Below are 14,741 nucleotides of genomic sequence, written 5' to 3'. Positions count from 1 at the left end.
GCTTTTTATAGTCTATTCATACATGGCAATTGTTTATAAAAAATGGTCAATTGAATCACGTATAAAGTGTGAATTCTAAATGGAATTCATATGAAATAATTTCACACAAACTATTGACTTTGTTGTGTGTTTTTTATGATAAGATTCTTCTCTTATACGGCGTTATCAATTTTATTTGCAAAAATCTGCTTCGCTTTTGACTTTTGATATGGATACAACCTCTTTTGAGGTAGAGCAAAGAATTTTTTAGCCATGGAGAGTGCAACAGTGTTCTTCAAAAATCTTGATTGGTCTGTTGAAAAAATTAAAGAGGTAGATAATTATTCAGCACGTTATCAACTACCAGATTGTGAAGTACAAATTCTTTATAATGACGCAATTATCAAAGGTTATCCGTAATTTGATGTTGGAGTTTCGATTAGTACTGGTATTTTAGCTACTGCCTGCATGGTAATTGATCCCTATCAATTCTCAGCACTTACAAGATCTACAACTTGATTTTTATAAAAAGGGGTTGAGAGTTTGTGAAGAAGAAATATATGCGGATTGGTTGGAATTAAGCTTGATTATCTCTTGAAATAGGCGATAGAAAAAAATTGATCTTCATAAATGCTTTTATTCCAGATATGGAGCACTACCTTGGCAAAAGAGTGAAGTTGAGGCAATAAGGTTATCAAGATAGATGATGCAGATTATAGCTACTTCATATTGGTGCACTGGCTTTATTGGGTAATGTTGCAACCTTACAATCTTATTATCAAAGTTTCAGTGCAGGGGATCATTTAGCTTTGATGAAAATACCCAAAAGACTCATCTTGAACGTGCATTGGCTTTAGCCAAAGAAGTGGTGAAATCTAAGAAACTCAGCTACACTTTAATTGCAAAAGTAGCAAAAAATATGAGCCATGTGGAAGAAAAACAAAGTTCTTAATAAGAGCTTTCCAGAGAGGTGGAGCTTCATTCTTGGAAGGAAAAAAATAGCTAAATTTATCGAAACAAAAGATAAGAAATATCAAGAAGATCTCAAAAAATTATAGGAACCAGAGTCTAGTTTAACGCTGCCATTATCAGTTGAGTGAACCCAACAATGGCGGAGTTCTATCCATTGGAAGAAATCTGATGTTTGAAAGATGATTTCTTGATGTGAAGCTAATGTTATAATAAATAATTATTATAAATCAATATGTTGTATATATTCATAATTTTTGAGATTAATGACCATTGACAAATAATTTTGCATCATTTTTTCTCTTACAGCTTTTTGTAAATCATCAATGAAAATTTTTATAATGGAAAGTTTATTGATAACATAACTTTTGTATGTTCATTACTTTACGCTTAAAAAATATAAAAATAATGAAATGCAATTAAGTCATCAACTTCTTATTCTTTTCAATTTTTAATCATAAAAAAATCTTTTTATTCATCTTGCTTATAAAAAGAATTAGCTTTTTTCTGGTAAGACAATTGGAGAAATAAGGATTTTAGATATGTTTCGGCGTTCCATTTCAATCACTTTAAAGTGTAAACCATCAGTTTCAAAACTTTCTCCCTCATTTGGTAAATGACCAAACTGCCAAAGCATAAAGCCTGCCAGAGTCGTATAACGATCTGCTTCATCCACAAGGTTACGCCCAAGATAACCACTTAAACGGCGGATATCAGCATATCCCTCAACAAGAAGACTGCCATTTTCAAGTTGTTCTGCGATCATGAGTTCTTCATCGTCATCGGGAAAGTCTCCTGCAATAGCTTCAAGAATATCGGTTGGTGTTGCAATTCCTTCAAAAGATCCATGTTCATCAACAATAATTGCAAGCTGAATCGAAGAATGACGTAATTGCTCCATCAATCGTAAAACACTTGTATTTTCATGAACAACGAGGGGTTCTCGCATAGCTTTTTTCCAATTAATTTTTTTCCCCTCAGCCAAATTCAAAAGAAGATCTTTTGTCAACGCAACGCCAACAAATTCATCTACTTTTTCACGCGCAAGAATTAAGCGGCTATGTTTAACCTTTTGTAATTCTTCACGCATTTCATTTTCATCAGCATTTAAATCTAACCACTCAATCTCATTACGCGGCGACATGATAGAGCGAACAGGGCGATCAGCTAAATCGAGAACACCACGAATCATCTCCTTTTCTTCTGGTCTAAACAACTCAGAAGCTGCAGCCTGTTCAGCAATAACATCTACAGTCTCAGCAAGATGACTATCTTTACTTCCTCCTCCTAAGAGCCTCAAAACAGCATCAGCTGTTCTACTGCGTAGATCATTTGTTTTAATCATTTTTTCACGGTTACGACGTCCAATTTGATTAAAAGCTTCAATGAGAACAGAAAAACCAATAGCAGCATACAAATACCCTTTTGGAATATGAAAACCAAATCCTTCAACAATGAGAGTAAAACCAATCATCATCAAAAAACCAAGACAGAGGATTACAATAGTGGGATGACGATTAATAAAACGCATAAGAACACCAGATCCGCACATCATTACTCCCATAGCAGCTATGACTGCGATATACATAACTGTTGCCTGCTCTTTTGCAATCATCCCTGTTGCGGTAATAATACTGTCTAGTGAAAAAACGGCATCCAGCACCACGATTTGAACAATTACTTGCCAAAAAACAGCATAAGCAACGCCTGTTTTTCTTTCATGTGATATCCCTTCTAATCTTTCATGTAATTCTAGCGTTCCCTTTGCGAGCAAAAAGGCTCCACCACCGATTAAAATAAAGCTATGCCAACTAAAGACAAAAGATGAAAATGAAAGAATTACACTATCGAGTCTCATAACCCATCCGATAACTGTAAGAAGGAAGAGCCGCATAATTAATGCTAAAGTAAGACCTAGAAAGCGTGCGCGGTCACGCAAATGCAGTGGCAATTTTTCAGCTAAAATTGCAATAAAGATAAGGTTATCTATTCCTAAAACAATTTCGAGAAAAACCAACGTGATCAAACCAAACCACGCATGGGGATCAGTGATCCATTCCATCATTCCTTACCTTTTAGAAGCTTAAAAGCGCGCGATTGACAAAAAAAATTCATAGGCTTTTATTCGTATATTGGATCATGAACATTGAATGTAAAAAAATTTATATTCAACGAAAAAACCAGCAAAATATTGCTTGAATGCATGTGATTACTGATAAAACAAAATGATGCCCCATCCCGCTTAAAACCACAAGAAGGTTCCTCTAAATTTTGCTCGGGCATTATGCTCGATAATCCTCCAACTATAGATTCTGTATAACAATCAGAACATTTATTTATAAAGCTTCTTATAATGGGTTTATTTTTATATAAGATCAAGTGGAGAATATCATATTTTTAACCTTACAGACAATGAGTCTATATAACAAACAACAAAATATCTGGACATCCATCCTTAGGAGCGTTATAGAAACGCTCATTCTCATCTTTTGGGAAGCTTATGGGTGATTAGCTCAGTCGGTAGAGCAGCTGACTCTTAATCAGCGGGTCGTGGGTTCGATCCCCTCATCACCCACCATTCGATTTTATACCATAAATAACTTAATTGATTGCGTAAATTTTTTAAGATACGAGTTGCTAAATAAAATTGGGAAGTAGGATTTCCCCATATGCATTTGTTTAAAAGTGAAGATTGTTGATATAGCTTAGTCATCAGGTTTTGTACTTTTAGAGGGCTTAAAGAACTTCCAAAAGACATTTAAAGATCTTTTAATGCGTATTGTTTCTTTTTTTTAATCGCAATTGGTAAGGAGAAGTTTCTTACCGACAATTGTGTTATTAAAGGGGTATAAAAATCAACAGTTTTCACTTCTTTTAATATAAATTGATTAAATTTTTTTTGGATTTTTGGCATATTGTTTAAAGATAGAAGAAACTTTACATTTTAGTTGTGTCAGTAGCGTGGATATTTTTTGATAACTCTCCTACTTAAACAAAAAATCTCTGTAATAATCATCAGTATTCCAAGAGGATAAATCAAGATAAAACAAAGTAGTTAGATGGACATAACAGGAATAAAATTAGATCAGTTTAATTGTTTAAAGCTAATACCTGCTAAACGACAGAAAATAAGCTTTAATAAGGCTTCAAGTTTTTAAATATTAGACCTTACAGTTACGCTATACTGTTTTGCCTTTAGCTTAACCGCTAAAAAGATAAACATTAAGAAAGCTGCTCAGAATCATTATAATATATTGATTTATAATAATTAATTATTCTTTTTTTGAAAAAAACTTTATTATAATAAACTTCTTTTGTTTCAATCCCTCTTATAATGAATTAATTAAAATTATTATTTTTGCATCATAAATGAGATTAACGTGTGGATAAAGACTATTGAAGAAAAGCATAAAAATGATTCTTATTAACGTTCTGAAGCGCTAAAAGTTATCACAACATTGGAAAAATAGTATAATGGTGCAGGCTTGCTCTTTCATTAAAAGGGTTCTTTAGGTATTCTTTATCTATAATAAATTTTCTTTTCAAACAATAAAATGAAATTATTTTCAGATAGAGGTTTTTAATTTTGCGCATTTGTTTTTTGCAAAAAGTTTTGCAATCATGTGCTTTATCTAACATAAAAATCGATTACACTATGAAATAGTACTTTTAGTATCCAATTTTATGGGAGTTTTTTTGAAGGAAAATAGATAAATATTTCTATGTTTTTCGTAAAGTAAGATTCTTATAAAAGAGGACCTTCAAGTTTCAATATAAAAAAGATAAATACAAATAATGATTGTATTAATTTACATATACAATCGAATTTAGTATAGATTATAATCTTTATAGGCATACAAAAAAGAAGTCGTTGATAGCCTTTTATTTATTCAGGTGGTGTTTTGGAGGCTCTTTTCCAATATTGATGCGCTTCAAAAATGGCGACCACAAATAATGAAATGATGAGCGGTATAATCAAATAAAACATTCTAAAGACAATAAGTGCTGCAATAACATCGGTTGGATTTATATTGGGCATGCCTGTTATGAAGAGAGCTTCAAGAACTCCTACTCCTCCTGCTGGAGCATTGGAGAGAAGAGTTATCGTAAAAGATGCTAGGAAAACACCAAGAACAGAGATAAAATGAATATCTGCATTGTGTGGGAGAACAGCATATATAATTCCTGCTGCTCCTAAAAGCTCTAGAGGGCTAATGAGAAGCTGTTGAATAACAATTTTCAACCGTGGATAAGAAAGTTGAATTTTCTTACCTAAGCGTAAGGGTTTTAACTGAAGCCAGCTACCAAACGTATAAAGTGCTATACAGCTGAGTAAAATTGCTCCAACCGTTGTTCCTAACCATTCAGGAAGTTCTTTGTGAATGAGGGTGATAATTTCGGGTTGCAGCACCAAAACGATTCCCAAAAGTAAGATTGTTCCGATTACAAAAGTAAAAGAGCAAAAACCTACTAATATTGCGATTTCTGTTCCGTTTAATCCTTTCATTTTATAGGCACGATAGCGCACAACGGCACCAGAAAAAACTGAAGCACCGATATTGTGTGAAAGAGCGTAGGTTGTAAATGAACATATAGCGATAAAAATCCAAGAAATTTTATGCCCTAGATGTTGCAAGGCAATTCGATCATATCCAGCAAGAGCAGCATAAGCTAGGAGAGAACATAAACAGGCTAGTAACCAATGCTGTGCATTTAAATCGCTCAAGCGCTCCAATACATCCCCAAATGAAATGGCAGAGAGTTTCATATAAAGAATCCGAATAGATATCAGCATTGCTAAGATACCAATCAAGGGCCATATAAATTGCTTTATTTTCACGATTCTTTATCCATTTTATGTTTTCTGTAAATTTTCATGGTTGAGCGTATTCCGTACAGATCTTCGTTCCGTTATATACTCCATAATGCCATTGGCAATTTCTTCATCATCCGTTACTACAACATCAGCACCTAAATCAATGAGATATGCTGTTTCTGTGTCGGATAATGCATGTGTGATTATATGGATATCTTTCTTCATATCCCGTATATTCACGATACATTCTCCTACTTCAATGGTGCTTCGCATTGTAATAACAACTTTATGTGCATTATTTATATTTGCTGCGTCCATTATTTCTTGTTGAATGATATTGCCGCAAATAGCCTCAAAGCCATCTGCAATCGCTTTATCAGAGAGGCGTTTTGATTCTTCTACGATCACTACAGGTTTACCTCTATTTATTAAAGATAATGCAACACACTTACCAATACGACCATAGCCAATAATTACGATATGGTTATTTTTTAAGGTCATCGGTAAAAAATCTTGGTCGGGATCTTGTGGATCAATATCAATAATTGTTTGGGCATTTTGTGAAGATGCAGAATTTTTTTCTAGACGTTTTTTAATTTTATTACAGGCAATGAAAACAAGAGGATTGAGCAAAATAGAAAAAATTGCTCCTCCAAGAATTAAATCATGAGCGTCATTGTTTAAAAGTCCTAAGCTTAAACTTAAACCAGCAAGGATAAAGGAAAATTCTCCGATTTGGGCAAGGCTTGCAGAAATAGTCAAAGCTGTTGCATTAGAATAGCGAAAAGCCTTAACGATGAAAAAGGCAACAGCAGATTTTCCGATTACGATAATGAATAAGGTTGCTAAGAGAGGAAAAAAATGAGTTAAGAGTTTCTCTGGGTCAAATAACATGCCTACAGAAACAAAAAAGAGAACAGAAAAGGCATCGCGCAGTGGTAAAGATTCTTCTGCGGCACGGTGGCTTAATTCTGATTCGCTCATGACCATACCAGCAAAAAAAGCACCAAGAGAAAGGGAAACACCAAATAAATGAGCGGCTCCGAAAGCTACTCCTAATGCAATAGCAAAGACGCTAAGACGAAATAATTCACGGGATCCCGATTGTGCGCTCATTTTTAAAAGCCATGGGATAACGCGTCGCCCAATGACGAGCATAAGTGCAATAAATACAATCACTTTCAGGATGGTGAGACCAAAAATACCCCAAATACTTAAATCCAACCATTGAACAAGAGGATCAAACGCTTCTTTTTTGGTATTGCTGATGGCACTTGCCAAGGAAGGGATGAGAACAAGTATAAGGACCATTGCTAAATCCTCAATAATCAACCATCCAACTGCAATGCGTCCTTTTTCTGTTTCAATAAGATGACGCTCCTGCAAAGCACGTAGCAGGATAACAGTACTTGCTATGGATAAAGCAAGACCGAAGATCAAACTACCACTGAAGCCCCATCCCATAATCAAACCAAGGCACAAACCTAGAAAAGTAGAAAATGCCATTTGTGCAATAGCAGCGGGGACAGCAATAGCTTTGACAGATAAAAGATCTTTTAATGAAAAGTGGAGCCCAACACCAAACATCAGCAAAATAATGCCAATTTCAGCAAGTTGATTAATGATGACGGAATCTATTTTAAATCCGCCTGTATTGGGTCCCACAATAACACCAGCTAACAAATAGCCTACAAGTGGTGAAATACGCAAACGGCTAGCAATCATTCCCAAGAGAAATGCTAAACATAAACCTGCAACAATAGTTGTGATAAGTGGTGTGTCGTGGAGCATGGATTATTTACTATTCTTGATCAAAAAGCGAATGAATGAAAATGATTATATTTCTATGAGAAGAGAGGCGAAATGTATCATACGTATTAAAGGGCATTTTTATTTCACTTTGGTATTCGCACGATTATTTCGTTCACGCCACCAATTTCCTAGCAGGAGTAAAATAGGAGCAGCAATAAAGATAGAGGATGATGTTGCAATAATAATCCCAAAGACCATGGGCAATGCAAAATTATGCACAGCACTTCCACCCCATATCGCCATGGGGAGCATAGCAAGAATTGTTGTGGCTGATGTAAAAAAACAACGTACAAGAACCTGATTAATTGACAGATCAATCAGCTCGCGCAACGGCATTTTTTTATAAAGACGCATATTCTCGCGCATCCTATCATAGACGACAACTTTATCATTTATAGAATATCCAACAATTGTTAAGAGTGCAGCGATAGCCGTTAAATTAAAATCAAATTGAAATAAAGCAAAAAAGCCAATCATTTTTGTGGTGTCTAGAATGAGAGTGATAATTGCTCCAATGGCAAAGAACCACTCGAAGCGTAACCATATATAGAGAGACATGGCAATAGCCGCAAGAATAACAGCAGTAAAAGCAGCTGTGGCAAGCTCGCCTGAAATTTTGGGACCAACAACTTCTATTTGATCGAATGTGGTATCGGGATAGATATTTTGTACAGCTGTTTTGACCTTATCAATGGCGATGGTTTGTTGTGCTTCGCTACCGCTTTGTTTCTGCATGCGAATTAATACGGTATTTTCGTTATCAATATTTTGCAAGGTAACTTCACCAATATTAAGAGTAGAAAGCTTGGAACGCAGAGTTGCTAGATCTGCTGGTGCTTTCGTGGTAATACTCATTTGGCTTCCGCCAATGAAATCAATTCCGAAATTCAATCCAGGCTTAAAAAAGAGAAAAACTGAAGCCATTGATAAAACAATTGAGACGCCAATACCAATGAAGCGTGCTTTCATAAAGTGGAAAGTTGTGTTTTGTGGCAGGATGTTGAAAGCAGAGTGAATATGCAATTTTTTAATTTTCCATTTACGAACGATCCAAATCATGATGATGCGTACAATGGTGATATTTGTAAACATGGAGATGATAATACCAAGCAACATTGTTACGGCAAAACCACGAACGGGACCAGTACCGAACCAAAATAGTAAGACGGTCGCTATAATTGCTGTAACATTTGCATCAACAATGGTTGCAAAAGCGTGTTTAAATCCACGATCTAGGGCTGCAAAAGCACCCACACCTTTTCGACTTTCTTCACGGATACGTTCATTGATGAGAATATTAGCATCAACAGCAATACCGATGCCTAAAATAATACCAGCAATACCAGGCAGGGTAAGCGTAGCTCCCAAAAGACTCAGTGCAGCAAATGTTAAAATCGTGTGTAGAGCTAGTGCTATATTGGCAATTAATCCCCAAATGCGGTAGAGAAGAAAAATAAAAATTGCAACAAGAATAAAGCCAATTATGCCGGTGTAAAGTCCCATTTGGATGGCATCAGCACCAAGATTTGGACCTACGGTTCTCTCTTCAATGACCGTGAGTGGTGCGGGGAGGGAACCAGCACGAAGCAAAGCAGCCAGAGTTGAGGCTTCTTTTGGGTCAAAGTTTCCTGTAATTTGGCCTTGTCCATTGGGAATGACACTATTGATGGTCGGAGCGGTTAAAACCTTATTATCTAAAACAATAGCAAAAGGACGGTTAATATTTTGTCGTGTTATATCGGCAAATATTTTTGCACCAGCGGAATCTAGAGTAAATGAAATAATGGAACGTCCTGGTATTTGGGGGTCAAAACCTGCACGGGCATCTTTCAGGACATTTCCATCTAAAGCGATTTGATCATAAATCGCATAATGTTGTGTTGCATCAGTATATCCAGGAAGAATAGAAACACCTATAGGGGGATTATTGGGGTCCACATTAGAAGGAACAAGATGAAAACTCATCTTAGCGGTTGTTCCTAAAAGATCACGTAGTTGTTTTGGATCTTGTAGTCCGGGCAATTGGACCATAATACGATCATTTCCGACCTTTTGGATGGCTGGTTCTGAAACACCAACTTGATCTATACGGCGACGGATGATTTCTAAGCTTTGTTCAATAGCATTGCTTACACGGTCTTTTATACCAGCTTCCGTTAATGTGACGCGGAGAGTTTCATTTTGAGCACTGATCGTGATGTTATGTTCTGTTGTACCAAAGCTACTGTGTATGGGGGTTATTAATGTTTTCAAAGCAGAGAGTGCTTTTTCAGTTTGCGATGGATCAGAAATAAGGGCAATAATGCTATCTTCAACGATACGCACACTTGAGGTGCGGATTTGTTTTTCACGCAATACATTGCGTACACTGCCTAAAACTATGTGTAACTGATCGCGTTTTAACGTTTTGCTATCAACCTCGAGCAGGAGAGAAGAGCCTCCTTGAAGGTCAAGACCAAGTGCTACACGGGTGTCGGGTAAGAATTTCGAGTTTTTAACTTGTTCGTATGAAAATAAATTGGGTAAGGCAACATAAATGCTGCTTAAAAGAATAAAACAATAAAGGGTAGTTAACCAACCAGGTGTACGCATGATATATTCCGCTAATAGGCAATCTAACAGTTATTCAAAGTTAAAAGCACAAGTAAAATAAGATGATCGTTTTATATTCAAGGAAGAGAATTTAAGTGTGTTCATTAGGAGGAGCGCGTTTATTTGAGAAATATTGCGTTTTAACGCTACGAAATCGCGTATCAATAGCTGGAATCTTTATTAAAAAGAAATCCAATATTAGGATTTTTTGAAGGGTTCTCGTAAAAATAGATTCTGTATGGAGTGTTACAAGTTTTTTGTTTTCAGTTGTGGTAACATTCAACTGATCACGCTTATTGTGTAAATCAAATCTATTCGTTTTAATGGTATTATTAGTGTGTGACTGTTTGATTAAATAGGCACGCGTTCCTAGGTTGCTCGTCAAGAATACACCTAAACTGGATAGAAAAATCCAAGTTGTCAAAGGAAGAAAATTTTCTTTTTTGCAATAGAGGTGCAAAAAACACATGCTAGAGTGCCTTCTTTAATCTTATTGAGTTCAGCTTATTTATTATCCTTTTCTCTTATTATCAGTATTATAGGATAAGGGAAAGCTTTTATAAGATTATTCTACAAAAGTTGAAAATATCTGCTTTATACCATATTAAGGAGGGGGGATAAAATCCTTTTTGTGCGCATAAGGTCGATATGTATTCATTTTGTAGAGAAAACATCCACATACTTTTCCTTCTTTTGGGGATTATCTTTGTATTTAATTCTGGTGCATGGGGGAATAGGGGTGCACAAAATACAATTGTCGAACAAACAATAGATTCTTATTCAGTTGATGAAATTATTCAACAACAACAGTTGATTATTAAGACTCTTGAAGAAAATAGTGAAACTTTAAAAAGAGATTTTGACAGAAAGTCAGAAGATGAGCGTTCTTTAGAAGAATTGCGGTTACGTGCACAAGATATCAGTGAACGTGCTATTGAGGCAGCATTTGTTTTGCGTCCTCCTCTTAATGAGATTAATACACTTCTTGATCAATTAACAGAGCTTCATCGTGACGTAAAAAAACTGAAAAGCTCAGTGAAAGAGTATTCTTACTTGATAGAGCAAAAAGCTAAAATTAACAGTATCATGCTTCGTTTTGAAGAAATTTTCTTAGCGGCAAATGGGATAGCTGAACTTTCTATTTCTCAATCTCGGGAGCTTTTTAAACGCACGCTTACGTATAGGTTTGAGTTTTCGATTCCGATGGTTAAACAGCTCGCCCAAAAAACAAAAGAGGCTTCATCAGATTTTCTTTTGTTGTTAAATTCTTGGTGGAATTTTATATTTTATTTCAAGTTGTTACAACTATTTCTTTCCTTTTTAATTCCACTTTTTATCACTTTGGGTCTTTCGTATTTTTCTCGAAAAGTTCTTGTTCATGTGTATTGCCACTTTAGGAAGTCTAATGAGGAAATATCTTATTTACAACGCTTATTGATCGCCTTTATTTCAGTTCTCTTACCTTCGCTTATATGTACTCTTTGCGTTTATCTTGTGTTGTTTTTGTTTCGTAGTTTTAACTTAGATCTAGGTAAGCTTACAACAGTTTTTGATATGATAGGTTGTCAGATTATTTTAGTATTTTTAATCAATCGCTTAGCAATTGTTCTTTTATCTTCGAATATGCCCCATGCGCGTCTTCTCAGTATTGCACCATCGTCTGCTTATCAATTAGTGATTTTACTCACTTCTTTAGCGGGTGTGTTGGCATTTGATGCTGTTCTTGATAGTATTTATCAAATCATTTCAGCGCCTCTATCTTTGACAATTGCTAAAAGTTTTATTGCTGTTTTTCTTGTAGCGATATTGCTGTTTATAATATCATTTGTACCTTTGCGATTTAGACGTAAGCGTTTTCAAGGAGAAAAAAAAGAACCATACTTTTGGCCATTTTATATACGCATTCCTCTTATTGGCTTGGGGGTACTGCTCTTTGTGTTAAATCTTTTAGGTTATGTTGGTCTTGCACGTTTTATTATGCAGCAAATTATGATTGGTGGAGCATTTTTAGTTCTCATGTATTTAGGAATACAAAGCGCTCAAGCACTTGGAACTAAAGGCCAATTTATGAAAACAACGGTTGGTCATCTTTTGATGCAGAGGTTTCATTTAGAAGAAAAAACGATGAATCAATTGGGAGTTTTTGTGAGCGTTTTTCTCAATTTATTTGTTGTTGTATTTTGTGCAATGCCAATTGCTGTACAGTTTGGATTTTCCTATTCTGATTTGAAAGCAGTATTGTGGCAATTGGTTACTGGTTTTCAGATTGGAAATATTACTCTTTCTTTGATTTCTATTATAACAGGAATTATTTCTTTTTGTGTTTGCTGGTTTCTTATTCGCCGATTTATTGGTTGGTTAGATAGTGTGGTGTTGGTTCATGGAGAGTTTGATTCTGGTATACGGAATTCTATCAAAACAGTGATAAGTTATGGAGGCGTTGTTGTGTCTGCTTTGACGGGATTGTCAATGGCAGGTTTGGATCTTAGAAATTTCGCTCTTATTGCTGGAGGACTTTCACTTGGTATAGGTTTTGGTTTACAGAATATTGTCCAAAACTTTGTCTCTGGACTTATTATTTTAGTTGGCAGACCGTTTAAAATAGGAGACTATATAGAATCTGGATCAGTAGGTGGTGTTGTTAAGCGTATTAGTGTGCGTGCAACGGAACTTGAGACCATTCAGCGTAAGACGATTATTATTCCCAATTCAAGCCTTATTAATAACAACGTTAGTAATTGGACTAGACGTAATAAAGTAGGACGAATTGATATACCAGTTACTGTATCATCTAAAGTTGCTCCAGAGCATGTTGCTGAAATTTTGTTGGAGATTGCTTTTGCAACAGAAGGCGTTTTAAAAAATCCTACCCCGCAGGTGAGTTTTACAGCATTTGATCATAAGAGTTTTTCCTTTAATTTAGCTATTTATGTGCCTAATATTACCTCACCTTCTCATGTAACCAATGCTCTTCGATTTGTCTTATATAAGCGTTTTGCTGAGGAAGGAATCTTAGAATGCTGAAATATATTTATGCTTTGATTACAGTTATTCTATTGAATATTTTTACCATAACAGCTTTTGCCGCAACAGTGAAGAATACAGATTTAAAGGTACAGTCTCTCATTGTTGTCGAGGGAAGTATACCTTCAAAAGTTTCTTTAAATACTCATCAAACAATTACAATTTGTATGAAGGGATGTTTTATAACTTTTCCTAATAAAGACCGTTTTGCAATAAAGGCAGATGATAATATAGAAATCAGTAGGGGAAGAGCAATTTTTAAATAAAATGATTGAGAATTTTTATTTAGAGATAATGTTTAGAAGGATAATGATATTGTCGTATTAATAATCTCATCCTTTAGAAAATGGTAGAAAAAAGGTATGATTGTAGTATAAAATAGGTATATTTTTTATACTATATAGAATCTAAAGTATGCATTTTGGATATAAAAATATTGAGGTATTTATAATATTTTTAATGAATATCGATTTTTTAAAAATAGTTACATCATTTTTAGAATTTTTCTCATAAAAAAATTTATAAAATATACTATTTTGTTATTTTTTGCGTTTGTTTTGATACAAAATGTTTTATATTTTATCATTTAAAAAATATAATAGGTATTTTTATTAAATATTTATTATTTGAAGTATTCATTATTCTAATATTTTAAAATTTATTTGATAATATTAAATTTTGATGTAATGATATATTAATCTAGTGATAGATTTAAATGTAACTATAAAGGAGTACATGCGATTTTTCGGCATAAGATTTTATAAAACTTTGTTTTTCTAAATGTGATTTTTGATTATATTTAAATTTAGCAATGGGGTATAATTTTATGAATACAAAATTTATAACAGCATCTTTTTTTTCTTTGATTTCATCTTCTATAGTACAGGCTGCAGATGTGGTGGCTCATGAGGAGCCAGTACACGTTGCCTCAGAAGTTGTTGCTTCTTCACCTTTTTCTTGGGCAGGTATTTATTTCGGGGGGCAAGTGGGTGGCTTTTCAGGTAAGACTTCTGCAATGACGCGTGATGTTGATATTCCTCTCTATCCTGATGAGGAGAGTAAAAGTAAACCATGGATACCTGTCGAGAAACAGTATATGCCTGAGCTTTCTGGATTTATAGGTGGTTTTTATGCAGGTGTTAATTTTGATCTCGGTAATAATTTTATTGTGGGGATTGATACGGATATGCTTTTAACGGAAAAAAAGGATACAAAAACAAGATTTCATGCTGATGAATCGAGTGCTGGTGGAACGGGCACTGAAGGAGCGGGTACTGAAGGAGCGGGTACTGAAGGAGCGGGTACTGAAGGAGCGGGTACTGAAGGAGCGGGCACTGAAGGAGCGGGCACTGAAGGAGCGGGCACTGAAGAAAAAAGTCGAAAAAGGGCAAAATTTGTCAGGAAACAGGGTAGAGGCTTGTCTCGCTCTGTTGCAGAGGATAAAGACAGTTTAACTTTTAATCATACGTTAAAACAAAAATGGACAGGTGCTACACGGGTGCGTGTTGGGTTTTCTGCGGGGCGTGTGATGCCTTATATTGCTGGTGGT

10 protein-coding genes and 1 tRNA gene are annotated in these 14,741 nt (G+C 35.1%); 6 read left to right on the top strand and 5 right to left on the bottom strand.

Annotation, left to right across the window (positions count from 1 at the left end):
• Positions 1-267: 267 nt before the first annotated feature.
• Both ACFIKE_RS05895 and ACFIKE_RS05890 read left to right on the top strand, forming a co-directional pair.
• Positions 268-399 carry a hypothetical protein gene (locus tag ACFIKE_RS05895; protein WP_375626221.1) on the top strand — a complete coding sequence of 44 codons (132 nt, stop codon included), beginning with the start codon at positions 268-270 and terminating at the stop codon, positions 397-399.
• Positions 400-725: 326 nt separating this feature from the next.
• Positions 726-836 carry a hypothetical protein gene (locus ACFIKE_RS05890; RefSeq protein WP_404978559.1) on the top strand — a complete coding sequence of 37 codons (111 nt, stop codon included), beginning with the start codon at positions 726-728 and terminating at the stop codon, positions 834-836.
• Positions 837-1,444: 608 nt separating this feature from the next.
• Here ACFIKE_RS05890 and ACFIKE_RS05885 read toward each other — a convergent pair.
• Complete coding sequence (locus ACFIKE_RS05885) at positions 1,445-3,013, bottom strand: TerC family protein (RefSeq protein ID WP_375648631.1); 1,569 nt, start codon at positions 3,011-3,013, stop codon at positions 1,445-1,447.
• Positions 3,014-3,450: 437 nt separating this feature from the next.
• Between ACFIKE_RS05885 and ACFIKE_RS05880 the strand changes: the two genes are divergently transcribed.
• Positions 3,451-3,526: transfer RNA gene (locus tag ACFIKE_RS05880), tRNA-Lys, on the top strand.
• Positions 3,527-4,834: 1,308 nt separating this feature from the next.
• On the opposite strand, the gene ACFIKE_RS05875 is transcribed toward ACFIKE_RS05880, so the two are convergent.
• From ACFIKE_RS05875 to ACFIKE_RS05860, 4 genes are all read right to left on the bottom strand, one after another.
• The gene (locus tag ACFIKE_RS05875; RefSeq protein ID WP_375627219.1) at positions 4,835-5,788 is read right to left on the bottom strand and encodes a YbhN family protein; all 954 of its coding nucleotides are present in this window, start codon (positions 5,786-5,788) and stop codon (positions 4,835-4,837) included.
• Positions 5,789-5,803: 15 nt separating this feature from the next.
• Positions 5,804-7,555, bottom strand: a complete 1,752-nt coding sequence (gene ybaL, locus ACFIKE_RS05870; RefSeq protein WP_375627221.1) for a YbaL family putative K(+) efflux transporter — start codon at positions 7,553-7,555, stop codon at positions 5,804-5,806.
• A gap of 99 nt (positions 7,556-7,654) precedes the next feature.
• Positions 7,655-10,168, bottom strand: coding sequence for a protein translocase subunit SecD (secD, locus tag ACFIKE_RS05865; protein WP_375626215.1), 2,514 nt, complete (start codon positions 10,166-10,168; stop codon positions 7,655-7,657).
• Between the two features lie 91 nt (positions 10,169-10,259).
• Complete coding sequence (locus ACFIKE_RS05860) at positions 10,260-10,637, bottom strand: hypothetical protein (protein ID WP_375648630.1); 378 nt, start codon at positions 10,635-10,637, stop codon at positions 10,260-10,262.
• 179 nt (positions 10,638-10,816) lie between these two features.
• On the opposite strand from ACFIKE_RS05860, the gene ACFIKE_RS05855 reads away from it, so the two are divergent.
• The 3 genes from ACFIKE_RS05855 to ACFIKE_RS05845 all read left to right on the top strand — a co-directional run.
• Positions 10,817-13,192 (top strand): mechanosensitive ion channel domain-containing protein, encoded by a 2,376-nt coding sequence (locus tag ACFIKE_RS05855; protein WP_375648629.1) that lies wholly within the window; start codon positions 10,817-10,819, stop codon positions 13,190-13,192.
• On the top strand, positions 13,186-13,458 hold the full coding sequence (locus tag ACFIKE_RS05850) for a hypothetical protein (RefSeq protein ID WP_375626209.1): 273 nt from the start codon (positions 13,186-13,188) through the stop codon (positions 13,456-13,458). Before ACFIKE_RS05855 ends, ACFIKE_RS05850 begins: the two co-directional genes overlap by 7 nt.
• A 560-nt stretch (positions 13,459-14,018) precedes the next feature.
• On the top strand, positions 14,019-14,741 hold a 723-nt coding region (locus tag ACFIKE_RS05845), incomplete at its 3' end, for a hemin-binding protein (protein ID WP_375648628.1).

It is taken from the genome of Bartonella sp. MU70NMGDW, from assembly GCF_042194085.1.
Classification (GTDB): domain Bacteria; phylum Pseudomonadota; class Alphaproteobacteria; order Rhizobiales; family Rhizobiaceae; genus Bartonella; species Bartonella grahamii.
The sequence above is the reverse complement of the archived record's forward strand: the minus strand, read 5'-3'. Positions and strand labels throughout refer to the sequence as shown.